Annotated in this window: 28 protein-coding genes; 5 read left to right on the forward strand and 23 right to left on the reverse strand. The window is 63.2% G+C overall.

The annotated features are described in order from the left end of the window. Positions 1-26: 26 nt before the first annotated feature. The 3 genes from ABKS89_RS15560 (at position 27) to prrA (ending at position 1510) form a co-directional block, all read left to right on the forward strand. Positions 27-431 (forward strand): hypothetical protein, encoded by a 405-nt coding sequence (locus ABKS89_RS15560; RefSeq protein WP_348590025.1) that lies wholly within the window; start codon positions 27-29, stop codon positions 429-431. A 397-nt stretch (positions 432-828) separates the two neighbouring features. Beyond that, positions 829-1194, forward strand: coding sequence for a type II toxin-antitoxin system prophage regulator toxin PrrT (gene prrT / locus ABKS89_RS15565; protein WP_348590027.1), 366 nt, complete (start codon positions 829-831; stop codon positions 1192-1194). Continuing rightward, complete coding sequence (prrA, locus tag ABKS89_RS15570; protein ID WP_348590028.1) at positions 1187-1510, forward strand: type II toxin-antitoxin system prophage regulator anti-toxin PrrA; 324 nt, start codon at positions 1187-1189, stop codon at positions 1508-1510. The genes prrT and prrA overlap by 8 nt, the downstream gene beginning before the upstream one ends. Positions 1511-1611: 101 nt before the next feature. On the opposite strand, the gene ABKS89_RS15575 is transcribed toward prrA, so the two are convergent. The 16 genes from ABKS89_RS15575 to ABKS89_RS15650 all read right to left on the reverse strand — a co-directional run bounded on the left by ABKS89_RS15575 (position 1612) and on the right by ABKS89_RS15650 (position 14642). After that, positions 1612-2406 carry a hypothetical protein gene (locus ABKS89_RS15575; protein ID WP_348590030.1) on the reverse strand — a complete coding sequence of 265 codons (795 nt, stop codon included), beginning with the start codon at positions 2404-2406 and terminating at the stop codon, positions 1612-1614. A 566-nt stretch (positions 2407-2972) separates the two neighbouring features. Continuing rightward, a complete protein-coding gene (locus ABKS89_RS15580) occupies positions 2973-3428 on the reverse strand; it encodes a hypothetical protein (RefSeq protein WP_348590031.1) in 456 nt (151 codons plus the stop codon). A gap of 238 nt (positions 3429-3666) precedes the next feature. Beyond that, positions 3667-4128, reverse strand: a complete 462-nt coding sequence (locus tag ABKS89_RS15585; protein WP_348590032.1) for a hypothetical protein — start codon at positions 4126-4128, stop codon at positions 3667-3669. After that, positions 4125-4700, reverse strand: coding sequence for a type VI secretion system amidase effector protein Tae4 (locus ABKS89_RS15590; RefSeq protein ID WP_348590033.1), 576 nt, complete (start codon positions 4698-4700; stop codon positions 4125-4127). Before ABKS89_RS15590 ends, ABKS89_RS15585 begins: the two co-directional genes overlap by 4 nt. A gap of 82 nt (positions 4701-4782) precedes the next feature. Next, entirely contained in the window at positions 4783-5415 is a 633-nt protein-coding gene (locus tag ABKS89_RS15595) for a PAAR domain-containing protein (protein ID WP_348590034.1), read from the reverse strand. Continuing rightward, positions 5412-5909, reverse strand: a complete 498-nt coding sequence (locus ABKS89_RS15600; protein ID WP_348590035.1) for a hypothetical protein — start codon at positions 5907-5909, stop codon at positions 5412-5414. Before ABKS89_RS15600 ends, ABKS89_RS15595 begins: the two co-directional genes overlap by 4 nt. Positions 5910-6064: 155 nt before the next feature. Further along, positions 6065-6478 carry a hypothetical protein gene (locus ABKS89_RS15605; RefSeq protein WP_348590036.1) on the reverse strand — a complete coding sequence of 138 codons (414 nt, stop codon included), beginning with the start codon at positions 6476-6478 and terminating at the stop codon, positions 6065-6067. Positions 6479-6594: 116 nt separating this feature from the next. Next, positions 6595-6975 carry a hypothetical protein gene (locus tag ABKS89_RS15610; protein WP_081520400.1) on the reverse strand — a complete coding sequence of 127 codons (381 nt, stop codon included), beginning with the start codon at positions 6973-6975 and terminating at the stop codon, positions 6595-6597. Positions 6976-7163: 188 nt separating this feature from the next. Further along, the gene (locus tag ABKS89_RS15615; protein ID WP_348590037.1) at positions 7164-7910 is read right to left on the reverse strand and encodes an AraC family transcriptional regulator; all 747 of its coding nucleotides are present in this window, start codon (positions 7908-7910) and stop codon (positions 7164-7166) included. A gap of 332 nt (positions 7911-8242) precedes the next feature. After that, the gene (gene map, locus ABKS89_RS15620; RefSeq protein ID WP_518301049.1) at positions 8243-8980 is read right to left on the reverse strand and encodes a type I methionyl aminopeptidase; all 738 of its coding nucleotides are present in this window, start codon (positions 8978-8980) and stop codon (positions 8243-8245) included. 26 nt (positions 8981-9006) lie between these two features. Beyond that, the gene (locus ABKS89_RS15625; protein WP_081520395.1) at positions 9007-9216 is read right to left on the reverse strand and encodes a ParD-like family protein; all 210 of its coding nucleotides are present in this window, start codon (positions 9214-9216) and stop codon (positions 9007-9009) included. 96 nt (positions 9217-9312) lie between these two features. Continuing rightward, complete coding sequence (locus ABKS89_RS15630) at positions 9313-10587, reverse strand: CaiB/BaiF CoA transferase family protein (protein ID WP_348590039.1); 1275 nt, start codon at positions 10585-10587, stop codon at positions 9313-9315. 26 nt (positions 10588-10613) lie between these two features. Further along, positions 10614-11936, reverse strand: a complete 1323-nt coding sequence (locus ABKS89_RS15635) for an MFS transporter (protein ID WP_348590040.1) — start codon at positions 11934-11936, stop codon at positions 10614-10616. Positions 11937-12016: 80 nt separating this feature from the next. Further along, the gene (locus tag ABKS89_RS15640) at positions 12017-13015 is read right to left on the reverse strand and encodes an acyl-CoA dehydrogenase family protein (protein ID WP_348590041.1); all 999 of its coding nucleotides are present in this window, start codon (positions 13013-13015) and stop codon (positions 12017-12019) included. A gap of 8 nt (positions 13016-13023) precedes the next feature. After that, positions 13024-14172, reverse strand: a complete 1149-nt coding sequence (locus tag ABKS89_RS15645; protein WP_518301050.1) for an acyl-CoA dehydrogenase family protein — start codon at positions 14170-14172, stop codon at positions 13024-13026. Next, positions 14169-14642: a MaoC family dehydratase gene (locus ABKS89_RS15650; protein ID WP_138215721.1), complete on the reverse strand. Its 474-nt coding sequence runs from the start codon at positions 14640-14642 to the stop codon at positions 14169-14171. The genes ABKS89_RS15645 and ABKS89_RS15650 overlap by 4 nt, the downstream gene beginning before the upstream one ends. A gap of 110 nt (positions 14643-14752) precedes the next feature. Here ABKS89_RS15650 and ABKS89_RS15655 point away from each other — a divergent pair, with 110 nt between their 5' ends. Then, positions 14753-15652: a LysR family transcriptional regulator gene (locus tag ABKS89_RS15655; RefSeq protein WP_348590043.1), complete on the forward strand. Its 900-nt coding sequence runs from the start codon at positions 14753-14755 to the stop codon at positions 15650-15652. Here the strand turns inward: ABKS89_RS15655 and ABKS89_RS15660 are convergent. From ABKS89_RS15660 to ABKS89_RS15690, 7 genes are all read right to left on the reverse strand, one after another. Then, complete coding sequence (locus tag ABKS89_RS15660) at positions 15649-16884, reverse strand: hypothetical protein (protein WP_348590045.1); 1236 nt, start codon at positions 16882-16884, stop codon at positions 15649-15651. The genes ABKS89_RS15655 and ABKS89_RS15660 overlap by 4 nt on opposite strands. Continuing rightward, entirely contained in the window at positions 16881-18371 is a 1491-nt protein-coding gene (locus tag ABKS89_RS15665; protein ID WP_348590047.1) for a VWA domain-containing protein, read from the reverse strand. Before ABKS89_RS15665 ends, ABKS89_RS15660 begins: the two co-directional genes overlap by 4 nt. Continuing rightward, positions 18372-19346 carry a VWA domain-containing protein gene (locus tag ABKS89_RS15670; protein WP_348590048.1) on the reverse strand — a complete coding sequence of 325 codons (975 nt, stop codon included), beginning with the start codon at positions 19344-19346 and terminating at the stop codon, positions 18372-18374. Further along, entirely contained in the window at positions 19333-19827 is a 495-nt protein-coding gene (locus ABKS89_RS15675) for a DUF4381 domain-containing protein (RefSeq protein WP_348590050.1), read from the reverse strand. Before ABKS89_RS15675 ends, ABKS89_RS15670 begins: the two co-directional genes overlap by 14 nt. Continuing rightward, complete coding sequence (locus ABKS89_RS15680) at positions 19824-20774, reverse strand: DUF58 domain-containing protein (RefSeq protein ID WP_348590051.1); 951 nt, start codon at positions 20772-20774, stop codon at positions 19824-19826. The genes ABKS89_RS15675 and ABKS89_RS15680 overlap by 4 nt, the downstream gene beginning before the upstream one ends. Beyond that, the gene (locus ABKS89_RS15685; protein ID WP_348590053.1) at positions 20755-21729 is read right to left on the reverse strand and encodes an AAA family ATPase; all 975 of its coding nucleotides are present in this window, start codon (positions 21727-21729) and stop codon (positions 20755-20757) included. The genes ABKS89_RS15680 and ABKS89_RS15685 overlap by 20 nt, the downstream gene beginning before the upstream one ends. Positions 21730-21815: 86 nt before the next feature. Next, positions 21816-23408, reverse strand: coding sequence for an arylsulfatase (locus tag ABKS89_RS15690; RefSeq protein WP_348590055.1), 1593 nt, complete (start codon positions 23406-23408; stop codon positions 21816-21818). Between the two features lie 341 nt (positions 23409-23749). Between ABKS89_RS15690 and ABKS89_RS15695 the strand changes: the two genes are divergently transcribed. Further along, positions 23750-25606: a DUF1302 domain-containing protein gene (locus ABKS89_RS15695; RefSeq protein WP_348590056.1), complete on the forward strand. Its 1857-nt coding sequence runs from the start codon at positions 23750-23752 to the stop codon at positions 25604-25606. The last annotated feature ends 23 nt before the right edge of the window (positions 25607-25629 follow it).

Genomic DNA, 25629 nt, shown 5'->3' on the forward strand with positions numbered 1-25629 from the left:
CAACCCCTGACCACAGGATGATCACCATGAAAACCTCCCTGCTGCTGTTCTGCCTGCTCAGTGCCACCCCGGCACTGGCGCTGGCCGCCGATACCGTCACCACGGTCCCGGTGCACTTCGCCAAGGGCGCGAGCAGCACCACCGTCAAAGGCAGCTTCAAGGGCTACGACACGGTTCTCTACAAGCTGTCAGCCAAGGCTGGGCAGCACATGAAAGTCGCTGTCAGCGGCAGCAACAACGCCAACTTCAACCTCTACGCGCCAGGCGACGAACCCGGCGAATCCACCGCTCTGGGCAGCGGCGCCGTCGGCCAGGACTGGAGCGGCGCGCTGCCAGCCTCCGGCACCTACAGCGTGCAGGTCTACCAGATGCGCGCCACCGCCCGCCGCGGGACGAAGGTGGACTACAGCATTCGCTTCGGTATCGAGTGAGGCTGCGACCACAGTTGTTGATCGCAGACGCTGCGCTTGTTGTGGCACTAGTCTGAGAGCATGGGGGGCTTCGCTAAATTCCGACTCAATGCGAAGAGCCCCATTGCTTATACGTAGAACTGCTGGCCTGTTCTCGTTAATAGTCATAAATGGCCAAGGCTGGACGGCACTAAGGCTGGAGAGGAGAGGGCAGGTTACGTTCTGTGCTATGCCGGCCTGTATTGGCGAGTGATTTCGACACTTTTTCGACATGCGGAACGGGGCTGCTTCGCTGGTCCTGGTGCGTCCACCTAGTGCCGGGTCGTCTTCAGGACCCCGTGCGCTTCGGTCCGTTGCCGGGAAGTGGTCACTTTCAGTAGGATTCCTTTGATAGAATATTCCATGGAGGTTATATTCTGTGGCGTGGGATATCGAGTACACCGACGAGTTCGGTGATTGGTGGGGTTCCCTGTCCGAGGATGAGCAGGAGTCTCTAGCTGTGACTGTTCGCTTGCTGGAGGAGCGAGGGCCATCCCTGGGGCACCCCTACAGCAGCGGCATCAATGGCTCCCGCCATGGGCATATGAGAGAGCTACGGACTCAACACGGCGGGCGACCTTTCCGAACGCTTTACGCGTTTGATCCCAGGCGTTCGGCGATACTGCTGATCGGTGGCGACAAGACTGGCGATGATCGTTGGTACGAATTGAACGTGCCCATTGCCGACCGCCTGTATGACGAACACTTACATCAGCTCCGTGAGGAGGGACTGATCGATGGCTAAGAAATTCTCCGACCTTCGGGCGCAGATGTCGCCTGAGGCACAAGCCCGCGTCGAGGCCAAGGCCCAGGAACTGCTCGTAGAAATGCCGCTGAATGAGTTGCGCCAGGCTCGGGGCTTATCGCAGAAGATGCTGTCGGAAGTGCTGCACGTGCAGCAACCCGCTATCGCCAAGATGGAGCGGCGTACGGATATGTATATCTCCACTTTGCGCAGCCACATTGAAGCCATGGGCGGTCAGTTGGAAGTGATTGCACGCTTCCCGGATGGCGCGGTGAAGATCAGCAATTTCGCGGATATTGAAGAGGCGGGCGCCTGATGTGTGTCTTTCGATATCACGTCCGTTCTGTAAGTTGTGAGAGATAGTCCTCTGAGGATCACTAGATCGGATGATAGGCAGATTCTTACCCTATCACTTAGCTAAAGAAGACGAGGGATAGTTACGACTGCAACTGCCAATAGCACTAATAAACAGCAGAAAACTGCATTTGCTATGAAGTTAAATAGAGCGCTATCGCCATAGAGGGCTTTCATGCCATGCCCTTTGTTCCTGGCTTCCAGCAGAACTAGTAAGCCGATTGCGCAAAATATAACGGCGGCTATTGGTGTGTGGGTATTTAGGTACTCAGAAATTCTCTGTGCATTGCCTTCGGATTTCCAAAGGGCAAGAACGGTTAGATGAGCAGCGCCTGAGAAAATCAGCGCCCAGGCCGATGTTGATACAACAAAGTATTTAAGCGGTGCATCGTGGAGATGGGGCGCCCATTTCTTCAGGAGCTTTATAAGGCCGAAGTGATAGAGCCAGTGAGAGTAAGCTAGAGAATAAATTGTCACCGCTGCGAAAAAGAATGCGCCCCAAGAGTAAAGACTCTTCTTCGAGTGCAACAGAGAGAAGAGTTCGTCTGCGGGGATTTTCGCTTTTTGGGAATGCACGGAAAACCAAAAAAACCAATCATAGAAGGAATCGAATGCCGATTTATATATTGCGGCGACTAGAATTGGTGCGGCCATTAGCCCAGGAAGTTTTGCGTAAAGAGGCTGAGGTTTGCCGAGAGTTTTTGAGAACGCCAACGGCTTGATGAACATCGGGCAAAGTAGAAGGAAGATATAGAGCGTTGGCTTGGAATTTCGCACAATACGCCAAGCGTTCTTGATGTTAATTGCTGTTATCATTGGCTGCCTGCTGTCCTGGTTGGATGATTGAATAATTTTCAAGGTTCTCTAGGCTTCGTGTCGACACATCATTCCGGAAAAAAGCCCCTGGTATTCATTGGTAGAAGCAATATTCATGCTGAAATAAGTGCTCAAGAATTTAGTCGCCACTCATCCTCAATGGATTTTTATCTTCTCCCCAGAGCATATTTCGAAGGTGGCTCTACTTGCTCTTGAGGAATTCTTTCACGAACCTATCCAGGTTGTTCGATTGGTAAAAATCCATGCACTTTGCGAAAACTGTATTGTAGGGGCGCGGCCCTTCCTTCATTGCCATGGATGTATCATTGATATGAAAGTTTTTCGTGTTTTTCTTGACAAAATTTCGGAAGGCAGTAGGGCGGCGACCGGTCCCGTCTCGATCAAATGTAACCTTTTCGACATAGTAGGAGACATCGTATTGGTACGCAGGGTTATCGCCGGATATGGCTCTATAGTTGTTTAATATGCACTGCTGTAGCGCCAATTGTTTTACTCGCTCCGGCGAGAGGGTTGCTTGCTTTGCGAGGAGAGGGCTGGAGAGCAAAGGAATGCAGATAAATAGAGCTGCCTGTATTGGTCGGATCATTTCATTCTTCCAGTTTTTTAATGAATTCGATTAGTTCGCGAGATTTGTAGAAATGCATGCAGCGCGCAAATATGGCGTTGTAGGGCGGGCTTTTTTCCATTTGTATAGGGAGGTTTTCCGTGTAGAAGTGCCCGGTCTTTTTCGCTATAAAATTTGTGAGCGCCAAGCTTTTTTCGGTATCCAAGGTGCTTTCTATTTCTGAGTAGTCTCTTAAATCTTCTGTCTTATAGGCTCCGATCTTTTCGTAATTTATATTTAGGCAGTAACGAAGCGCGGCCTCGCGCTGAGTAATTAAATAGCTTCCACCTAAGGGTTTTTCTGCAGGAATCGCTTCTCTGAGTGTTCTTAATATAATTTTTTCCTGTGGCGTTGAGGCTGGTGCATTTTCGGCTTGAACAGGAATAGGAGCTAGTTGTAGAGCTGTTGCTGCAATTGCGGCCAACGATCGCTGTTTCATTTCAATCCCCCGGAAAATAGGTTTGTACAGCCCGCTTTGGGAGCGCTGGGGAATAGTTGGAATACAAGGTTTTCTACTCTAGTAGCCATAGGTTGCTGGGCTGTCGCGACTCGCATATGCGGTGCTCTGAGCGTCTCGTAGAATGAGCTATTGATGAGTTCATGGGGCCATTCAAGCGACTGCCACCCTGTTAGGCAGGTTGTAATTCATTGCGACGGGAGATTGGGCTGCAAATAATTTAATTTTCGTGCTCCAGATTTTGAATGAAATCGCTTAGCCCTTGAGATTTATAGAAATGTATGCAGCGACCAAATATTGCGTTATAGGGGGGCGGGTGCGACTCTGATTTTATTGGGAGATTTTCAGTGTGAAAGAAGCTCGTGTGAGCTTTTGTAAAGTCTATGAGTTTTAATATCTTAGCCGGTGGCATATTTTTACTTAAGCTAGTGTGATCCATCAACTCCTTGGCCTTGTAGGAGTCGAGCTTCTCGTAGTTTGTGTCAAGACAGGTTTTTAATGCGAATTCTTTCGGGGAAATTGTATAGTCCCCCTCGAGCATCCTTATCGGTGGATATGGGTCTTTTAGCTCGACGCTCGAACTGCTTGAATGTCCCGGTAGGGTTGTCTCCATAGCTTGTGAGGTTAATGGATATATTGCCGCCAATGTTAGTGTGTAGATATATTTTTTTGCGGCCTTCATTTTAACTCCCAAAAAGTAACCTTTACTGTTTGTACTGCGACTTGTTCTTTTTCATTGAATTGTGCGAACCAGAAGTAATAGGCAGTGGTAGTGTCGTCATTGTGATAACCATCACCCACATAAACTAAATCACTTCCATTCCATAGCGTAAAATGTCCAGTTGCGCCATCCCAACCTTTAACATCAAAGACAATAATTCCATGCCTTCCTTGAATTTTTCTTATTATATTTTCGCGTGCTTCTTCGGCTCTTTTTAGCATTTCAGATTTATGTGTTATGGGGCTCAGTTCGTACTCCACGTCTCCATCGCGAAACCGATCTCTGAGATATTTTTTTAAGTCTCTGACTCTTATCCAGTAGTAGCGACCATCGTCTCCTTTGAGCGTGCCTCCTTTGGGGGAGGTTTCTGATGGTAATTTTATTCCGCTTCGGTTCAATGCGTATGACATTCTGATTGCGCAAGTATTCTCCCAGGCCTTATCATTCTCTTGATAGAGCCGGACAAGTTGCGCGGAAATCATTGGGTATAAGGTTTCCCGAGAAACATCCTCCCCCATGTAGTTCTTGCTCATATCTTTCCAGGATGGTCTATTTGGTTTTATGCCAGCTGAGACGTCGCCGCTTCTTGCAATAATGGATGTCATAATTATTCCCTTATTTGAGGTTCAACGTTCCGTTCTTGAATAGATTCCTGAAAATCACAGCGCCCTGAGTATTCGTGGTTCCCGTTAGGTTCAATTGCCTTGCGTCATTAATCAGCGCGTCGCCGTCGGCGTACTCGATGATTACACTGATAGATTCACCCGGCTGGTAGTTCTGGGTTTCGGCGTGGAGATTCAGATCGACGTAGTGACGGGATGGGCCGTTTAGGCGAATGAAGCTGTCGCCGTACGACCAAAAGAGTTGAGTGACCTTTTTTTCGGGTTTTTGATTCACTCGTTCAGTACCAGCCAACGCTGGTCGCGTTACGCTGCCAGATGTGCTGGTGGACAACAGCCCCAATGGCGCAATGATCCGATTGCTTCCATCCGGACAGTCGCAACTGACGATGCATCGGTCCACGGCAATCGGGATTCCCTCCCAGCTGTAACCTTCAACACCTTCGACAATGACGCCGGGTTTCCCGCATTTGGGGCAGTCCGTGGTTTTATCGCCGCGCAGCACGAATCCTCGTCCGTCACAGCTTCCCCAGGGGGTGATGTAGCTGATGAGCAAGGCGCCGGTGGTGGTTCTGTCACCGGCAAGCGCCTGGCCTTTGCCGTCGATATCGGGACGATACAGCGTCATGCTTCATCCTCCAGGGCGGGGAGGAAGTCGCTAGCCACCGGTGTGTCTCTTCGTATGCAGATACTGCCTGTGTGCTGCCGGGTATTGATGATTTCATCGCCGTTATCCAGCCGGCTGCCAACCAGGGCGAGGTTGCCATTGGCTTTGCCGGCGCCGGTCTTGACGTAGGCAAGCGAGCCATCGGGGTATTGGATTGGGTCGCCGGTTCGGGCAACGGTCAGCTTTTCACCGGATTCGGTAAGGATGACGAGGGGGGAAGTGCCTTTCTGGATGACGCCGCCACGCTTGGTCTGGCTGCCTTCGGTTGCGAATAGCCGAATGCCTATTGCCGGGTTCGCGAGTTGCGCTGCCTGGTTTTGCCGAATAATTGCCGCTGCTTCGGGGGCAAAGGTTTGTATTTGCTCTTCGGTGAAATAGGGCGTGTTCAGTTTGTGCAGGCGTTCTGGTGTTATGTCGTTGGTATAGAAGGGCGTGGAGGGTTGATTGGCGGTCATGCTCTTTGCTCCAGAAAGTAGAGGTGCAGCTGATTTGTTCAGCGGCTAACCGGACTCTACTCAGGAGCTGATTGGCAAGTATGTAGGAATAGGCTCTGTGGCGCGGTGCTTATTCAGCGTGGGGCGAGGAAAGTGTGGGGGAGCTGTCCGATTATTTACTCTTCATCTAATTCCTTGAGTCCGGCTAGAACGATATAAAGCTCATCCACGCTCATGACTTGCTGTCGAGGATTACTGGCGGAAAACATCCAGCACATTACGCGGCTTTCAGTTACTGGGTAGCCTTGGGTGTGAGCGGCCGCGACCAAGTCCTGGGTTCTCTTTTTGCTAGTGACGAGCTTGAGTATTTCGTTGGGCGTTATATAGGGGCCGATTTCCGTAATGTCGGCTCGACCATCGCACAGTGCGCTGTGTAATACCTCATCTCCTTTGCTGATGCTGGCCAGAGGGCGCTGTGCTCGAAGGTCACCACGCCGTAGCAGGCGACGATAAGTCTCCCACGCGGCGGCTTCGTTTGATGTGGCCGTGATGAGTTCATTGTTCAGCGTTACGCGGTACTGATCGGGCATTGCTGTGCCTCTAGGGCAGGCTGTGATGCCGCTCTCTGTTAGAGCGGCTCGATAACGGTCGGTGCCATGGTAGCGGCTATCGGATGCAGCGCAACAGCCGCGCCAAGGCATCCCGCTTAGGTTCCAGAAGAGTGAGCGCTACCCTTGTTTAGGCGATCCCAAGCGGAGTGGACGTGCATACGCAGCAGGTGGGCCAGCGTCCATTCCGCAGCCTTCGTCCCGGCCGGGCCACCTATCCCTGCACGGATATCGAGTTGAGTCACGCCAGATTCCAGCTTCGCCAGCTCCACCAGTATGTCGACTTTACCGATGAGGTTTTTGGCGTGATCGAGGTCTTCGGGGGTGGGCGGCTGGCGCGCCGCGCGGATGACGAACAAGGTTGTAGCGACGCCGTCGATCAGTTGATCGATAGGATTCTCGGGTCTTCTGGCTTGGATGTATCTTTCATCGTCCGCTGCAATTTGCAGAACGGGGTTGGAGCAGGGCTTCTTTTTCATTTTGTCCTCGTAGATGGAGGAAGTTAAAGGAAAGAGCGCAGCCCCGATAAAGTGCCGATTCCGAGTATTCAAAACAACGCGGCTGATCAGACAGACTGAGTGGATCGTTCCGACAAAACTGTAAGGCCGCTCTTTCAGCTCGGACCACTAGTACGGCGGTTTCTATTCATCTCGATTGCCGGCAAGCCTCAGGCCCGCTCCGCCCGATACTGGCTGGGCAATCGCCCGAGAACCCGCTTGAAGGTCTGCGAGAAGGCGCTCGGGCTCTGGTAGCCGTGTTCCAGCGCCACTTCCAGCACCGAGGCGCCGGCGATCAGGCGTTGCAGGCTGAGGACCATGCGCACGCGGGTGCGCCAGTCGCCGAAATTCATTCCCAGCTCGCGCTGGAACAGCCGGGCGAGGGTGCGGCTGCTCATGTTCAGTTGTTGCGCCCAGTCCTCCATGCCGGTTTCGTCCGCGGGTGTGCCGATCACCGCGTTGCACAGCCGCAGCAGGCGCGGGTCCTGCGGCATGGCGAGGTGGATGCCGACTGTCTGCGCCGCGTCCATCTCCACCAGCAGCAGTTCGTGCAGGCAGCGGCGGCGGTGCTCGTTGCCATCGCCGGGCTGCATCGCACTGGCGGCCACCAGCAGCTCGCGCAGCAGTGGGGTTACCGCGATCAACTGGCACTGCTGGCCGCCCCGGGGCCAGGTGGAGGCGGGCATGAACAGGGTGCGCATGCGCACGTTGCCGAACATGCGGATCTGGTGCTCGGTGCCTGGCGGTACCCACAGCGCGTGGCCGGCCGGCACCACCCAGTTCTTCTGCGCCGCGCCCACCAGCATCACGCCGGAGATCGAGTGGATCAGCTGTGCGTGAGCGTGGCAGTGCGGCAGGATTTCCTCGCCATCCTGGTGGTCGTAGGCCAACGCTTCGAGGGAGAGGGCGCAGGTCATGGCGGGCTTCCTTGCAGTGAGCGGAGAGGGGCGCAGGGCATCTGGAGTTCTCCGGGTTGGTGGGAGAACAGTGTATGGGAAGCGGCTGGCTGATTTGTGGCGTTCAGTTGCGATGGAATGGCTGTGATGGCAATAAAATCGCGCAAAAATCGATTCTTGCGCAATATAAGGTGATGGTTTGTCCCCGGCAGCCCGGTGCCAGGGCTGTCGCAGGCATGGCCAGCTCCTACAGGGAGAGTTCCGGAGTTCACCTGTAGGAGCGGGCCATGCCCGCGAATTCGCCGACAGGCGAATTGAGCTCCGTATCGGGCCGGTCGCTTGAATGGCCCAATCTATGCGAGCGCGCGCTCCTCGGGGCGCAGGGTGAGGACTTCGAAGCCCGTGGCGGTCACCGCCACAGTATGTTCGAACTGCGCGGAGAGCTTGCCGTCGAGGGTGACCACGGTCCATTCGTCCGCCAGGGTTTTCACCCCGGAATGCCCCTGGTTGAGCATCGGCTCGATGGTGAAGGTCATGCCTTCCCTGAGCACCTGCCCGGTGCGCGGGCGGCCGAAGTGCAGTACCTGCGGCGGCTCGTGCATCTCGCGGCCGATGCCATGGCCGCAGTAGTCCTCGACCACGGTGTAGCCGTGCTGCCGGGCGTGCCGCTCGATGGCGTGGCCGACGTCGCCCAGGCGCGCGCCGGGCTTCACCGCGCGGATGCCTTTCCACATTGCCTCGTAGGTGATGTCGACCAGTCGCCGGGCGGCGGGTGAGACGTTGCCTATCAGGTAGGTCTTGCTCGAATCGGCGATGAAGCCGTTCTTCTCCAGGGTGATGTCGAAGTTGACGATGTCGCCGTCCTGCAGGCGATCCGTCTCGGACGGCACGCCATGGCAGACCACCTGGTTGCGCGAGGAGTTGAGCACGTAGGCGAAGCCGTACTGGCCCTTGCTGGCCGGCCGCGCGTGCAGCTCATCGACGATGTAGCGCTCGACCCGGTCGTTCACTTCCAGGGTCGTCATGCCTTCCAGCGCCAGCGTGTCGACGAAGCCGAAGACCTTCGCCAGCAGCCGGCCGGATTCGGCCATCAGTGCCAGTTCCGCCGGAGTCTTGGTCACTTGGCGCCTCCGGCGGCGGAGTATTTGACCCCGGCTTCCTGCAGTTCGCGGGTGATGATCTCGTTGAAGCTCAGGGTCGGTTCCAGCTCGCAGAGCATGCCGATCTTGATCCAGAACGCCGCCTGGGCGTTGATCGACCGGCAGGCCACGGAGCTGGCGCGGCGCAGCTGGTCGTGGAGGTCGTCGTCCAGGTTGATGATGCCCATGATTCTCTCGCCTCTCTCTGACGCAATTCGCTATGAAGCATTACAAAACATATATGCATCATATTGATCGAGGCGAGGGAATGCAAAGCCGGCGGCTCAGCCCACCTGCGAGACGGGCTCCGCCAGTGGCTGGGCCAGGGCAATCGCGCCCTTGCCAGCCAGTTCCGCCAGTTGCTCGGTGGCCAGTCCCAGTTGCTCGGCCAGTACCTGCGCGGTGTCCTGGGCGAACATCGGGGGCGCCAGGCGGTAGGTCGGCGGCGAGGCGGAGAAGCGCGCCGGGTAGCCAAGCAGGGTGACTTGGGTGCCGTCCTGCCGGGTCAGGGTCTGCAGCAGGCCGCGGGCCTGTACCTGCGGATCGGCGAGGGCTTGCTGCAGGTTGTTGATCGGCCCGCCGGGCACGCCGGCCTTTTCCATGGCCGCCAGCAGGTCGGCGGCGCGCCAGCCGGTGATGCTTTTCGCCAGTTCCACTTCCAGTTCCCGGCGGTGCTGGCTGCGGCCGGGGTTGCGGGTGAAGCGCGGGTCGTCGCCAAGGTCGTCACGGCCGAGCAGGCGGCACAGCGCCTGGAACTGCCCGTCGGATCCGCAGGCAACGAGGATGTAGTCGTCGTTGCAGGCGAAGTCGCGGTACGGCACCACGTTGGGGTGGGCGTTGCCCAGGCGCTGCGGCACCTGCCCGCTGACCAGGTGGTTCATCGCCTGGTTGGCCATCAGCGACAGCTGGCTGTCGAGCAGCGCGCAGTCGATGTGCTGGCCTTCGCCGCTGGTGTGGCGGTGGTTGAGCGCGGCGAGGATCGAGATGGTCGCGTACAGGCCGCAGAACAGGTCGCTCACCGGCAAACCGACCTTCAGCGGCCCGGCGCCAGGCTCGTCGTCGCGGCGCCCGGTGATGCTCATCAGCCCGCTCATGCCCTGCACCAGGAAGTCGTAGCCGCCGCGCCCGGCGTAGGGGCCGGTCTGGCCGAAGCCGGTGACCGAGCAGTAGATCAGCTTCGGGTTCAGTGCCTTGAGCGCCGTGTAATCCAAGCCGTAGCGCGCCAGGGTGCCGACCTTGTAGTTTTCCACCAGCACATCCGCCGAGGCGGCCAGGCGGCGCAGCAGCGCGGCGCCGTCGGGGTGGCCGAAGTCCACGGCGATGGCGCGCTTGTTGCGGTTGGCGCAGAAGTAGTAGGCGGCGTCCCAGGTGGGGCTGCTGTCTTCCAGGAAGGGCGGGCCCCAGGTGCGGGTGTCGTCGCGCCGGCTGGGGCGTTCCACCTTGATCACGTCCGCGCCCAGGTCGCCGAGTATCTGCGTGGCCCAGGGGCCGGCAAGGACCCGCGACAGGTCGAGGACGCGCAGGCCCGAGAGCGGGCCGTGCTGTTGAGTGTTGCTCATGCTTCTCTCCAGTTCGCTGCGGGGCTTCAGTGCAGGTCTTTGCCACGGGTTTCGGGCATGCGCACGAAGGCCACCAGGGTGATCACCGCCATGACCGAGACGTAGACCAGGAACCACTGCTCCTGGCCGCGGCTCTGCAGCCAGGTCATCAGGTAGGGCGTGGTGCCGCCGAAGATCGCCACCACCAGGTTGTACGGCAGGCCGATGCCCAGGGCGCGGATGTCGGTGCTGAACAGCTCCGACTTGATCGCCGGGGCGATGGCCGAATACAGCCCGTAGAGCAGCAGGCCGAACAGTTCGACGGCGAGGATCGAGGTGAACGAGGCGTTCATCGAGCGCACTACCGGGTAGAGCAGCGCGGCGTAGCCCAGGGCGAAGACGATCAGCTGCGGGCGCCGGCCGATGCGGTCGGACAGCCAGCCGAACAGCGGCTGGGAAATCATGAACACCACCAGCGCCAGGCTGCTGGCGGCATAGGCGGTGCCCGGCTCCACGCCGAGGCTGCGGATGGCGTGCACCGGCAGGTAGCTGACGAACAGGTAGAAGGCGAAGGCCCCCAGCAGGCTGATGCCGACCAGGCGCTTCACGGCTTCCGGATGCTCGCGCCAGAGGGTGCGCAGCGGCTGCTCGATGCGCTGGCCGTGGCGCTGTTCCTGGCCCTTGCGGAAGGCCGCGGTTTCCTCGACGCCATGGCGAATCCAGAAGCCGGCGAGGCTGCCCAGGCCGCCGATGAAGAACGGTATGCGCCAGCCGAAGTCGATCAGTTGTTCACGGCTCAGCCACTGGCTCAGCACCCAGGCCAGGCCCGAGGCGAACAGCAGGCCGAGGGCGATGCTGGCGAAGAAGAAACCCGAGTACAGGCCGCGCTGGCTGGCCGGCGCCGATTCGGCAAGGAAGGTCGCGGCGGCGCCGTACTCGCCACCTACCGAGAGCCCCTGGACCATGCGCGCCAGCACCATCAGCACGGGCGCGGCGATGCCGATGGTGGCGTAGGTCGGCATCAGGCTGATCAGCAGCGAGGGCAGCGCCATCATCAGGATGGTCAGGTTGAGCGCTGCCTTGCGCCCGGCGCGGTCATTGAAGATGCCGATCAGCCAGCCGCCCAGCGGGCGCATGGCGAAACCGATGGCGAACACCGCGAAGGAGGCGAGCAGGGCGGTGGTCTCGTTGTCCGAGGGGAAGAACTGGTGGCTGAAGTAGAGCGCGAAGGCGGTGTAGACCGTCCAGTCGAACCACTCCACGGTGTTGCCGACGCTGCCGGCGATGATGGTGCGCCAGGCGATGGGCCGGGCGCTGGCGGCCGCGTCCGCTGAGGCGGCGCGGTGCGGTTGGCTGAGAATGTGGGCCATCGGTGTTCTCCATTGTCATTATTTTGAGAAGCACGGTTTGAGAAGCAGGTTGCGAAGGTGCCGCCGGTAGGCGGCACGCTTCAGGCCGCGGGCAGGTGCCGGCGCAGGAAGGCCAGGCTGTCGCCGCTCTCCCGCAGGGCTGCGCGGCCGATCTGCGGTTGCCAGTACGCCTCGCTGCCGAAGTCCGAACGCCAGGCATACAGGCGTCGCGTGTAGAGCTGCAGCTCGCATTCCTCGGTGACGCCGATGGCGCCGAAGACCGCGTGGGCGATGTTGCAGATGCGCACCGCCGCGCTGCTGCAGCGCGCCTTGGCCACGGAGGCGGGGATGCCTTGCGGCCATGTCGACCCGCGCAGCGCCAGTTGCGCCGCCATGCGCGCGGCGAAGACTTCCTCGGCGAGCACGCTGATCTGTTGCTGGATGGCCTGGAAGCCACCGACCGGCTTGCCGAACTGCTGGCGGGTAGTGGCGTAGTCCAGGGTCAGTTGCAGCACCCGCTCGGCGGCTCCGGCGATCAGTGCTGCGCTGAAGGCCGCGCCGAGAGCGCGCCAGTCACGATTTGGCGGCAGGCGCTGGGCGTTGTCCGGCAGGCTCGGCCAATGCAGTTCCTCGGTGCTGCTGGCGTGGACGCCATCCGCCCGCCGTTGCGCGCTTTCTGCCGGCAGCAGCCAGGCGCCTTCCGCCAGCGTCGCCAGTACCCAGCAGGATTGCGCGGCAAACGGCACCGCATGGCAGCGCAGGCCCTGACCATCGCGTTCGCCATTGGCCAGGGCGATGGGCCCTTCGGGCAGCGCGAGGCCAGCTTCGGCCAGCGCCAGGCGCGCCCACCAGGTGCTGGCGAGCGGCAGCGGCAGGGCCGCGCCGCCGGCAGCGAACAGCAGGTGACAGGCGGTTTCCGCGCTGGCCGCCGCGCCGCCGAGCTCCTCGGGCAGCAGCAGATCGGCGAAGCCGTGTTCGGCCAGCGAGCGCCACAGCCCGTCGGCGGATTCGCCCAGGTCTATGCGGCGCACGCGCTCGGCGCTGACTTCGCCTTCGAGCCACTGGCCGAAGGCGTCGAGAATGAGGTTGTCGAGGCTCATGGGGGTTCCTATCGCAAGCCGAGGCCGCGGGCGATCACGCCGCGGAGGATTTCGCGGGTGCCGCCGCGCAGGGAGAACACCGGGGCCATGCGTTCCAGGTAGGCCAGGGTGCGTTGCAGCAGGTGCGGAGCGGCGGCGCCCTGCACCGCGCCCAGCAAGTCGCCGAGCAGGGTCGGGATGGATTGCTCGAAGCTGGTGCCCAGGTCTTTCACCAGCGCCGCTTCCACCACCGGGCTGCGGCCGTCCGCCAGTTGCGCGGCGAGGCTGACCGACAGCGCACGCAGCACCATCAGCTCGCTCAGAAGTTGGCCCAATAGACGTTCCTGGCCCGCCTGCGGGTGGGTGCGCAGCCAGTCCAGCCAGGCATCGAGCAGGGCGATGCTGGAATAGATGCGCTCCGGCCCGCTGCGCTCGAAGGCCAGCTCGGCGGTCACCTGCTTCCAGCCGTCGCCCTCCGCACCGACCAGCGCCTCGGCCGGTAGCTGCACGTTGTCGAAGAACACTTCGCAGAAGTGCTCGGCGCCGGTGAGGTCGCGGATCGGGCGGATGCTCACGCCCGGCAGGGACAGGTCGACCAGCACCTGCGACAGCCCGCGATGGCGGTCCTGGGCGCTGCCGGAGGTGCGCACCAGGGCGATCATGTAGTGACTGTGCTGGGCGTAGGTGGTCCAGATCTTCTGTCCGTTGAGCAGCCAGCCGCCGGCATTGGCTTCGGCGCGGGTGCGCACGCTGGCCAGGTCCGAGCCGGAGTTCGGTTCGCTCATGCCGATGCAGAAGAACTGCTCGCCGCGGCAGATCGCCGGCAGGTGCAGGCGCTTCTGCTGCTCACTGCCAAAGCGCAGCAGCAGCGGGCCGCTCTGGCGGTCGGCGATCCAGTGCGCGGCCACCGGTGCGCCGGCGCAGAGCAGTTCTTCCACCACCACGAAGCGCGCCAACGGGTCGAGACCGGCGCCGCCATACTCCTGCGGCAGGGTCAGGCCGACCCAGCCGCGCTCGGCCAGCACGCGGCTGAAGTCGGCATCGAAGCCTTGCCAGCTGCGTGCTCGCAGATCAGTCGGATAGTCCCGCAGGCGCTCGGCGAGGAAGCTGCGCAGCTCCTCGCGCAAGGCCTCGTGCCGCGCCGGCAGCGCGCGGAAGTCGAGGGCTTCGAGCATCAGCCTTCACTCCGTTCGGGGCGGCCGGCGAGCAGGCGCTTGACCTGGTACTCCATCACCGTTTCCTCGCGCTGGTTGAGCACGAAGACGCGGGAGGTGACCACGGCGCGGTTGTTCTTCGAGGTCGGGCGGACTTCCTCGATCTCCACCACGGCTTCCAGGGTGTCACCCACGACCACTGGGCCTTTCACACTCTTGTGCAGTTCCAGCAGGGCCAGGCCGGTGCCTTGCAGCATGGTCTGCATGAGGATGCCTTCGATCAGGCTGTAGCTCAGCGCCGCCGGCACCGGGCGGCCCTGGATGGCGCCGTTGAAGGTGCTGTCGATGAAGATCACTTCGGTCTGCCCGGTGACGCCGACGAAGCCGATCAGGTCGGCCTCGGTGACGGTCCGGCGGAAGGTGCGGAAACGCTGGCCGGCTTCGATCTGCTGCCAGTAGTAGCCTTGCCCGAGGGCGATTTCGTTGTGCGCCATGCACCACTCTCCTGTTGGGATTGTTGTCGTCGAGTGGGGTCAGGCTATGGGCAGGGCTCGTACTCATCCAATATTATTTGGAGAACGATTGATACACATGGAGTATCAGTATGGAGCTGCGCCAGATTCACCAGTTCCTCGCCCTGGCCGAGACCCTGAATTTCCGCGAGGCCGCCGAGCGCCTGCACATGTCCCAGCCGCCGCTGTCGGTGTCGATCCGCAAGCTGGAGGAGGAGATCGGCTTGCCGCTGTTCGAGCGCACCACGCGCCAGGTGGCCCTCACCGAAGCCGGCGAGGCGGTGCTGCCGGAGCTGCGCAAGGCGTTGCTGCATCTGCAGCAGGCGCGGCGCTACGCGCTGGAGGCGGGGGCGGGCGAGCGCGGGCAACTGACGCTGGGCTCGGTGGGCTCGGCGACGCTTTCGCTGATTCCGCAGCTGATCCCGGAGTTCCGCCGGCGCTATCCGGGTATCGCCCTGGAGCTGCGCGAGCTGCCTTCCAGCGGCGTGCTGGAGCTGGTGGAGAACGGCGGCGCCGATGTCGGTCTGGTGCGTTTCCCGCTGCCGCAGCCAACAGCGCTGAAGCTGATCCCGCTGGTGTGGGAGCCGATGATGCTGGTCGTCCCGCAGGACAGCCCGCTGGCACTGAGCGGGCGCAGCCGCGTGCACCTGGCGGAAGTCGCCGACCAGCCGCTGATCGATTACCCGCACACCGAAGGCCTGCACTACGTGCTGCTGCAGCTTTGCCAGGCGGCAGGGTTCGTGCCGCAACTGGTGCATTCCACCACCCAGGTGCAGGCCGCCATCAGCCTGGTGGCCTGCGGCCTGGGCGTGGCGCTGGTGCCGGCGCTGCATGCGCGCAACTCATCGGCGCCGGTGTGCTTCCTTGAGCTGGAAACCCCGCATCAGGAACGCACCGTGGCGCTCGCGCTGGTCTACAACCCGGACAACGAAAGCCGCGTGGTGCGGCAATTCCGCGATGTGGCGGTGGAGTTGCTGGCGACGGAAGGCTAAGGGTTGAGCTTGTGCAACGCCGGCGGGTGGGATTGGCGCTCGCCACGCAGACGGCGCAGCTTCGGCAGCAATCCACGCAGCATGCGCAGGCCCCGTTCGGCATCGGGTGTGCTGCCGTACAGCAGGCGCAGGGTCCGTTGCAGCTCGGCCGAGCGCACCTGCCGCTTCTGCAGCCAGAGGTAGAGACCATCCAGGCGCGTAGGCCGCTGCTGCAGTTGCCGGTGCAGCCGACGCCAGGCCCGATGTTCCGAATGCCGGTAGCGTTGGCGCAGCCGGCTGACGAGTCGCTGCAGCCATTGCAGGGCCGCTGCGGCTGGCGGGGCCAGCCAATGCCAGCCCAGTGCCAGACCGCCGATCAGCAGCAGGGCGGCCAGCGCGTGCTGTTCGATCCACAACCCCAGTCGATCGCGCCACGCCATAGGGTTCACCGAAGGCGGTGCTGCGGCTACCTCCAGCGTCAGGCCCGGCAGCTGCTCCACGTGCAGTTCGCCGCTGCCGGCTCCCCGCCAGCTCAGTTCCAGTGGCGGCAGCTCGACGCGTCCCGCGCGCTCGAACTGATAGGCGACGCTGTCGACACGCAACGCGCCATCGCTGTGGCCGCGTCCGTCGTCGAGCTCCTGTAGTTGGACGGGGTTCGGGTACTGGCGGGTGCCTTCCACGGCGGTGAATTCGGCGGGAGGCAACAGCTCCATCGGAGCTCCGCGCACTCGCAGCTCGACGCGGCGTTCCAGGCTGTCCCCTACCTGAAATGCAGCGGCTGATGGTTGCAGAATCTGCTGCAGTTGCACCGAGTCGGCGACCAGGCGGGCGCCGTCGTCCGGTGCGGGCGCTACCTCGAAGTTCAACGGCAGGCTGTTGGCGTGAAGTGCGGCCGTGGCTTGCCCGACCTGCGCGCTGACCTCGAGCGCGGGAATCTCGAACCGCTGTGCCTGACGGGGTGTGACCCGGTACTGGTAACGCAGGCCGAAGAAGGTCTGCCCGTCACGCTCCACCGTCAGGTGCACGGGAGAGCCGGCGGGCTCGGCCACGCGGGTGCCTGGCAGCTGCAGGACCGGGAGTTGCGGCGCGGCGGTGAACCAGGTGTCGGTCAGTACGTCCAGTTGCAGGGTCAGCGTCGCGCCAAGACTTACCTTGGAATCGGGGAGAAGCTGTGCTTCGACGCGCAATTGTGACCCGTCTGCATACGCGGCAGTGGCGAGCAGCATCAGCAGCAACTGCAGGACACGCTTCAAGGCCGGGCCTCCCTGGCGTGGCTGGCCTGCGCGCGGAACTTGTTGCGCAGGAAGGCGGCGGGCGAGGTCTGCAGGCTGTCCAGCCAGTGCTCGTCGGCCGGTCGTTGGCCCGAGGGCTGGGCAATGCTGCGGCCCTTGTCCGCCGAGTCGTCGATGACTTCATCGTCGCCGCGTTGCTTGGGTGCGTTTTGCTCGGCGTCTTCTCGGTCCTTTTCCAGCGCTTCCACCAGCGCAAGGTTGGCGCGGGCTTCGGGGAAGTCGGTCTTCAAGGCCAGGGCCCGGCGATAGGCTTTGATGGCCTCGGTGAGGCGGTATTGTCGGGCTTGGCTATTGCCTGCGTAGAACTGCGCCTCGGCCGTGTCCAGGCGGGAGAACAGCGCGAGGGCGCCGGCGTAGTCCGCTGCCTGATAGGTCGCCAGTGCCTTCCAGTAGGGATCGTCGAAGCGCTCCGCGGCCAGTGCCGGGCGCCCGTGCTGGAGAGCCCAGCGGCCTTGCTGGTCTGCACTGGCGAAGGCGTCCAGCCAGCTGGCGGCCATGGCGGGCTGGCTCGGCAGGGCACAGCCCAGGGCCAGCAGCACAGCTCCCAGCCAGTGGACCTTGCAACCGCGGCGCAGGCTGAGCAGTACGAGCGGCAGCAGCGCCCAGCTCAGCCAGTAGCCCACCTCCCGCGAACCGTCCGTGGCCTGCTGGCGGGACTGGAAATGCCGCACGGCTTGCCGGCCGATCCAGCGCACGTCGCTGTCGTCCGGGCTCAGCGCGCGCAGGCCGGCATCCAGGGCGCTGGCCAGCTCGGTCAGGGGGGCGGAGCGACCTGAGGGCGCTGCGCTGCAATCCACCAGCAGCCATTGCAGCGCATCGCTTGCGTGGCGCTGCAGGTCTTTGAGTTCGCGCGGGTCCGCGCTGTCGGCGAACAGAACCAGGCTGGCGGGCGCGCCCGCTTCCTCCGAAAGGCTCGCGGCCAACCGCTGGACGCCGCGCAGGTCACTGCCGGATGTTTCGATCAGAGCGGTGGATAGCGCCTGTACGTAGCTTTGCAGCAGACCGGGGTCGTCGGTCGGCGGCAGCACCAGATGCGCGTGGCCGGCATAGGCGATCAGGGCGGTGGGCGCGCCCTGGCGCTCCTTGAGCAGATCGCGCAGCTTGCGCTTGGCGGCTTCGAGGCGGGTGGGGCGCAGGTCCGGCGCATCCATGCTGGGCGACAGCTCGACGGCGAGGATCAGCAGGCCGCGGTCATCGGCCAGGTCCGCGGCGTGCCCCGGCCAGAGGGGGCCGGCAGCCGCTACCGCGCCAAGGCAGAGGAACAGCGTCAGCAGGTGTGCGGGGCCGAGCCGGCCCGTACCGGGCTGATCGAGCAACAGGTGTTGCAGCAGGTGCGGGGCGATGCGTTTGGCGAGCCGCTGGCCGAGGTTCTGGCGACGGCGCCAGAGTTGCAGCAGCAGGAGCGCCACGACGATCAGCAATAGCCAGAGCGGCCGATGGAATGGCATTCAGGTTCTCCGCAGACTGGGCAGGCGCAAGGCGCCGGCGCCCAGCAGATGGCCGCAGCAGGTTAACAGCAGGGCCAGCCCCAGCGGCCAGTAGAAGCCTTCATGGCGGGGGCGGGGGCCCATTCTTGGCTGCGGATGGGGGGCGTTGCGGTCCAGCTCGGCGTAGACACCGGCTAGCGCCTGCCTGTCCTCGGCACGGAAGAAGCGCCCGCCAGTTGTCTCGGCCAGGGCCTGCAGGCGCGCGCTGTCGACTTTCTCCGCACCTTGCCCACCGCTGCCACCGATGGCGATGGTCTGCAGCACGACGCCGCGCTGCACCGCCAGTGCAACCGCGCGCTCCGGAGGAACGGCGCTGGCGTTGTCGCTGCCGTCGGTGAGCAGCACGATCTGCCGTGCACGCGGCGCCGGCCCGTCCAGCACGCGCAGACTCAGGCCGATGGCATCGCCGATGGCGGTGTCCGCCCCGGCCATGCCGATGGCGCTGTCGTCCAGCAGGCGCAGCAGGGTTTTGTGATCGAGAGTCAGCGGGGCCTGCACGTAAGCACCGCTGCCGAACACCACCAGGGCGAGACGGTCGCCACTGCGCCGGGCAATGAAGTCGTGCAGCACCTGCTTCACCGCCGCGAGCCGGTCCAGCTGGCGGCCGTTGGCGTCGCGATAGTCGCGGGTGGCCATGGATTGCGACAGGTCCAGGGCCAGCACCAGATCGCGCGCCGGCTCGACCAGCATCTGCGGCGGTTCATAAAAGGCGGGGCGGGCGAGGGCCAGCAGCAACAGGCACCAGTTGAGCTGGTTCAGCCAGCCCTGCCAGCGTGCGGGAGCCTTGCCCAAGGGGGCGTGATGCACGCGGCGCAATTCGCTGAAGAACGGCACGCGCAATGCCGTGCGCGCCACGCGCTGCTCGGGCAGCAGCCAGATCGCCAGCAGGCCCAGCGGCCACAGGGCCAGCACCCAGGGATAATCAAGCTGCCACACGGTGGGCCTCCAGCCAGAGGCGCGCCTGGGCGAAGAGGGCGTCCCAGTCCGCTTGCGGCCAGCGCTGCAGTTGCGCGGCGGGGACGTAGGCGAGCTGCGCCAGGCGTTCCGCGAGATCGGAAGCCAGCGGTCGCGGACAGTGACGCTGCAGGAAGGCCTGCCAGGCCGGGCCGTTCAGCGTGGTGATCTCCGCGCGGCGATTGCGCAGCGCGGGGATCGACAGCGCGCAGCGCTTGAGCAGCGCCGCCAGCTCGCGACGTTGTTCCGGGGCTTGCTGCGTCAGGAGATCAAGTTGTGCCAGGGCTTCACGCCGGTACTGCTGGCTGCGCCAACGTTGGTAGCGACGCAGGCCGAGCAAGGCGGCCACGACGATCAGGGCCATCAGCAGCACCCACCAGCCCCAGGCCGGCGGCCAGTAGGAAGGCAGTGGCGGCAGCGGCAACTCCTGCAATTGCCGCAGGTCCGGTGCCACGCTGCTCACGCGAGGACTCCGGGGCGCAGCAGTTCGCGGCGCAATTGGTCCAGCGGCGCTTCGGCAGTGCTCAGGCGCAGCAGCGGCACCTGGGCCAGGCGCAGGTGTTCCGCGACGCTGTCCAGGCGCCCACGCAGGTAGTCCTGCACGGGATGGCGCACCGGCTTGCGACGCAGGTCGAGCTCCAGCCAGTCGTTGCCGCCGCTCAGGCTCAGTGGCGTGTCGCCGTGCAGCTGCAGGACCAGTGGGTCCTGTACCTGCAGCGCAAGAATTCGGTGGCGCCGAAGCAGTTGCTGCAGCAGGTCACGGGTACGCTCATCGCAACCGGAGAAGTCGCTGATCAGATACAGCTGTCCGCCACGCTCCGGGCCACTGAGCAGCGTTTCCAGCAACGAGTTCAGCCGCGCACTGTTTGCCGGGGCGCTATCGGCGGACAAGGCATGGTTGTGTCGCAGCATCGCCGCGCAGAAGGCGCGAATGCCGGCCGGGTTGCGGGTGGGGCGCAGGCGCTCTTCCTGGCGGTCACCGAACACCAGCCCGCCGACCCGGTCGCCGCCGTGCAGCGCGCTCCAGGCCAGCAGTGCGCCCAGCTCCACGGCCAGGGTGGATTTCAGGTAGCGCCGCGAGCCGAAGAACATGTCCATGCGCTGGTCGACCCAGATCAGCGCCGGACGCTCGCGCTCCTCGCTGAAACTGCGTACCAGCGGCGTGCCGTGACGCAGGCTGGCGCGGCTGTCGAGACGCCGCAGGTCGTCACCGGGGCGGTAATGGCGCAGTTCCTGGAAGTCCAACCCGCGCCCGCGCAGGGTCGAGGCGTGTTGGCCGATCAGGCTGGCGGCGGCAAGGCGGGTGATGCGTGCGCTCAGGCGCCGCGCGGGCATTTCCAGGGCCAGCAGGCGACCGAGGTCGGCGTAGGCCAGGCCGTCGGCGCGGCGCTCAGGCGGGAATGGCGACATGGTCGCGCAGCCGGCAGAGCACGGCGTCGGTATCGATGCCCTCAGCCACCGCCTCGTAGCTGAGCAGCAGGCGATGGCGCAGGACCGGCAGCAGCACTGCGTGGATGTCGTCGGGCAGGACGTGGTCGCGGCCTTCCAGCCAGGCGTGGGCGCGTCCGGCGCGGTCCAGGCTGATGGCGCCGCGCGGGCTGCAGCCAACCTCGATCCAGCGCGCCAGTTGCGCGTCGTAATCGGCGGGGCGGCGACTGGCGCGCATCAGGTCTACCAGATAGCGGTCGATGCTCGGCGCCACTTCGATGGCGGCGACCTGCTCCCGCGCGGCCAATAGGATCTCGGCGTCCAACGGCTCCACGGCCTCGCGGGCGCGTGCGCCGCCGCAGCCTTCGGCACGCAGCAGGCGCAGCATGGTTTCCTCGTGCTCGGGGGCCGGGTAGTCGAGCTTGAGTTTCATCAGGAAACGGTCCAGCTGCGCTTCGGGCAGCGGGTAGGTGCCTTCCTGCTCGATCGGGTTCTGCGTCGCGAGCACCAGGTACAACTCGGGCAGCGGGTAGCTGCGGCCGGCGCAGGTGATCTGGCGTTCTTCCATGGCTTCTAACAGCGCCGCCTGGACCTTGGCCGGCGCGCGGTTGATCTCGTCGGCGAGGATCAGGTTGCCGAACAGCGGGCCGGGCTGGAACTGGATCTCGGCATGCCCGCCATGGGCGTGGAGGGTTTCCGCGCCGGTGATGTCCGAGGGCAGCAGGTCGGGGGTGAACTGGATGCGACTCATCCTGCCGTGCAGGTGTTGCGCCAGGGCCTTGACCGTGCGGGTCTTGGCCAGCCCGGGGAGGCTTTCCAGCAGCAGGTGGCCGTCGGCGAGCAGGGCGATGAGCAGTTGCCGGATCAGCGTTTCCTGGCCCAGCACGACGCGGCAGAGGTTGCGCTCCAGGTCCAGGAGCGGGGTGCGAATGTCCAAGAGGGGGCTCCGTGCGGTCACGCCTGGGGTTTTACAGCGCGCGGTGAAGCACCACACCCCTCGTAACGGAGGGGTGTGGTGGTGGCTCAGGGCTTGGCGGCGGCCTGTTGCTGCCTGGCCTTCTCGGCGATCTTCTGGTACACGGCCTGCTGCACCTGGTCGATGGTGAAGCTGGCCGGGCGCTGGCTCGGCGGCCAGTCGACGAAGGTCTGCAGGAATTGCGCGGATTTCATGGTGGCGATGCCGAGCAGGTAGGCGTTCTTCACCAGCCAGTCGCTGTACTGGTCGGAGACGATGTCGGCGGTCTCGTACGGGTCCATGCGCAGGTTGAACAGCTTTGGAATCCGCAGGCAGACGAAGGGCTCGCTCCACACCTCGAAGCCGCCGGGCTTGCGTTGCTCGCAGAACACCGCCTTCCAGTCGCCGAAGCGCATGGCCACCAACTGGCCGTCGTCGTTGAAGTAGAAGAACTCGCTGCGCGCGCTCTTCGGGCTCTTGCCGGTCAGGAAGGCGAGCTGGTCGAAGCCGTCGAGGTGGACCTTGAAACTGGTGCCGCCGGCAACCGGCGCCCAGCCCTTGAGCAGCTTTTCCTTGGCGTCGGGCACGCCGACGGCGGAGAGCAGGGTGGGGAACCAGTCCAGCCCGGAGAACATCCCGTTGGTGACCTGTCCCGCCTCGATGTGCCCCGGCCAGCGGACCATCGCCGGCACGCGGAAGGCGCCCTCGTAGTTGGAGTTCTTCTCGTTGCGGAACGGCGAGGTGGCGGCGTCCGGCCAGGTGAAGCGGTTCGGCCCGTTGTCGGTGGTGTAGATGACGATGGTGTTTTCGGTGAGTTTCAGGTCATCCAGGGTCTTGAGCAGTTTGCCGACGTCGCCGTCGTGCTCGAGCATGCCGTCGGCGTACTCGTTGCCGGGCATGCCGCTCTGGCCCTTCATCGAGTCGCGCACGTGGGTGTAGAGGTGCATGCGCGTGGTGTTCATCCAGACGAAGAACGGCTTGTCGGCCTTGGCCTGCTTGTCGATGAAGTTGATCGCCGCCTGGGTGGTCTCGTCGTCGATGGTCTCCATGCGCTTCTTGGTCAGCGCACCGGTGTCCTCGATCTTGCCGTCGGCGTAGGAGTGGATCACCCCGCGCGGGGAGAAGAGCTGGACGAAGGGGTTGCTCGGGTCCTTGGGCCAGTACGGGCGCTCGGGCTCTTCCTCGGCGTTGAGGTGGTAGAGGTTGCCGAAGAATTCGTCGAAACCATGTTTGGTTGGCAGGTATTCGTCGCGGTCGCCCAGGTGGTTCTTGCCGAACTGGCCGGTGGCGTAGCCCTGGCCCTTGAGCGCCTGGGCCAGGGTGATGTCGCGGTCCTGCAGGCCAACCGGCGAGCCCGGCACGCCGACCTTGGTCAGCCCGGTGCGCAGCGAGGCCTGGCCGGTGATGAAGGTCGAGCGTCCGGCGGTGCAGCTGTTCTCGGCGTAGTAGTCGGTGAACAGCATGCCTTCCTTGGCGATACGGTCGATGTTCGGCGTGCGGTAGCCGACCACGCCCTGGGAATAGGCACTGATGTTGGTCTGGCCGATGTCGTCGCCGAAGATCACCAGGATGTTCGGTTTGTCGGCCGCCTGGGCGCCGGCTCCTGCCAGCAGGCCGACGGCCAGGGCGAGCCGCGGCAGCCAGCTGCGTTTGCGGGTCATAGCACGGTTCTCCGTGATGCTTGTTGTTGTGGTTTGCAGGCCCTGGCGCAGGTGGCCGGGCACAGGGCGCCATTGAACGCGGCAAGGGGTGGGGTGCAAATCACCCGTTGGGGTGGTTCGCCGGATTGTCGTGAGAGGGCGATGCCCAGGGGGGTTACGTGGGGTATCGCGGGGTCGGCTCGCCCCTGGGGAAAGGCTCGCGGGAAAGCAGTCGGATACTGCGAAAAAAACCGGAATCACCTGCACGGGTGAGGGCGAAAATCACCTGATCGGGCGGTTTTGGCCGGCTTCGGGCACTGCCAGCATGCGCACTCCAACACCTGGACCACCTGGAGTACCGCATGCCAACAATAACAATGCGCGGACACTTTCGACCGCAGGCGCTGGCCCTGGCCATCGCCCTGGCGAGCGCACCCTGCGCACACGCCGTGAACTTCAATATCGGGGAGATCGAGGGGCAGCTGGATTCGTCCGCGTCCCTGGGGATGAGCTGGGCCCTGAGCAATCCGGACCCGAAGTTCATCTCCAACTACAACGTGGTCGGCGCCAAGGGCAAGGCCGCCTCACGCACCGCCGACGACGGCCGGCTGAACTTCAGCAAGGGCGACGTGTTCTCGAAGATCTTCAAGGGCACCCACGACCTCGAACTCAAGTACGGCGACTCCGGCGCCTTCCTGCGCGGCAAGTACTGGTACGACTTCAAGCTCAAGGACGAGGACCTGCGCTACTACAACATCGACGACCATGGCCGCGACCAGTCGGCCAAGGCCTCGGGCGGCGAGTTCCTCGACGCCTTCCTCTACCACAACTACCAGCTGGGCGACCTGCCGGGCAACGTGCGCTTCGGCAAGCAGGTGGTGAGCTGGGGCGAGAGTACCTTCATCCCCAACTCGATCAACTCCATCAACCCGGTGGACGTCTCGGCCCTGCGCCGCCCCGGCGCCGAGGTGAAGGAAGCGCTGGTGCCGATCCAGTTGCTGTACTTCTCCCAGGGCCTCTCCGAGAACGTCACCGCCGAGGCCTTTTACCAGATCAAGTGGGACAAGACAGTCACCGAGAACTGCGGCACCTTCTTCGCCGTGGACGCCGTGGCCAAGGGCTGCGACGACCGCCTGGTGATCGCCGGCCCGGACTTCGCGCCCAATGATCCGCGTGCCAACGCCGGGAGCATCCTGGATGTGGCGGGCAATCGCGCCAACGCCTACATCCCGCGCACCGACGACCACGAGCCGGGCGACTCAGGGCAGTTCGGCCTGGCCATGCGCTGGTTCCTGCCGGACTTCAACGACACCGAACTGGGCGCCTACGTGATGAACTATCACAGCCGCAACCCGTTCCTGAGCTTCACCCGCACGACCTTTGCCGGCGCTTCCAACGCGCTGACCACAGCCAGCCGCGTGCGCGGCGCGAGCTACTTCGTCGACTACCCCGAAGACATCCGCCTGTACGGCCTGAGCTTCCAGACCAACCTGGCGGGCGTGGCGCTCAACGGCGAGGTCAGCTTCCGCCCGAACATGCCGATGCAGATCAACACTGCCGACCTGAACCTCGCGGCGGTCAACCAGGTCGGTCTGGTCAACGGCGTAGCCACGGCGGTTTCGCCGGTGTTCGTCGATGGCCAGGCGACCAACGCGCCCGGCGCGGCCATCGAAGGCTACAAGCGCCTGCCGTTTACCCAGGTGCAGGTCAGCGCCACGCAGTTCTTCGATCAGGTGCTGGGCTCCGAACGCCTGACCCTGGTGGGCGAGGTTGGTTACGACCACATCAGCGGTATCGGCAACTCGGTGGGCGACCTGCGCTTCGGCCGCAGCCCGACCTTCGGCGCCGGCGAGCTGCTCGATCAGTCGGTGTGCGTGGGGACAGCAGCCGGCACCAAGTCCGCCAGCAACCCGCAGCAGGAATGCAACAACAAGGGCTTCTACACCACCAGCTCGTGGGGCTACCGCGTGCGCGGCATCCTCGACTACCCGAACGTCATTGCCGGCATCAACTTCAAGCCGAACATGGCCTGGTCGCAGGACATCAACGGCACCGGCCCGAGCTTCGAGGAAGGTGCCAAGGCCATCAGCCTGGGCGTGGATGCCGACTACCAGAACACCTACACGATGAGCCTGAGTTACACCAACTACTTCGGCGGCGATTACAACACCCTGACCGACCGCGACTACATGTCGGTCAGCGTCGGCGTGAACTTCTGACCCCCGCCCGCAAGCACTGGAGA

The sequence above is a fragment of the Pseudomonas sp. LABIM340 genome, assembly GCF_040017195.2.
Taxonomy (GTDB): Bacteria; Pseudomonadota; Gammaproteobacteria; order Pseudomonadales; family Pseudomonadaceae; genus Pseudomonas.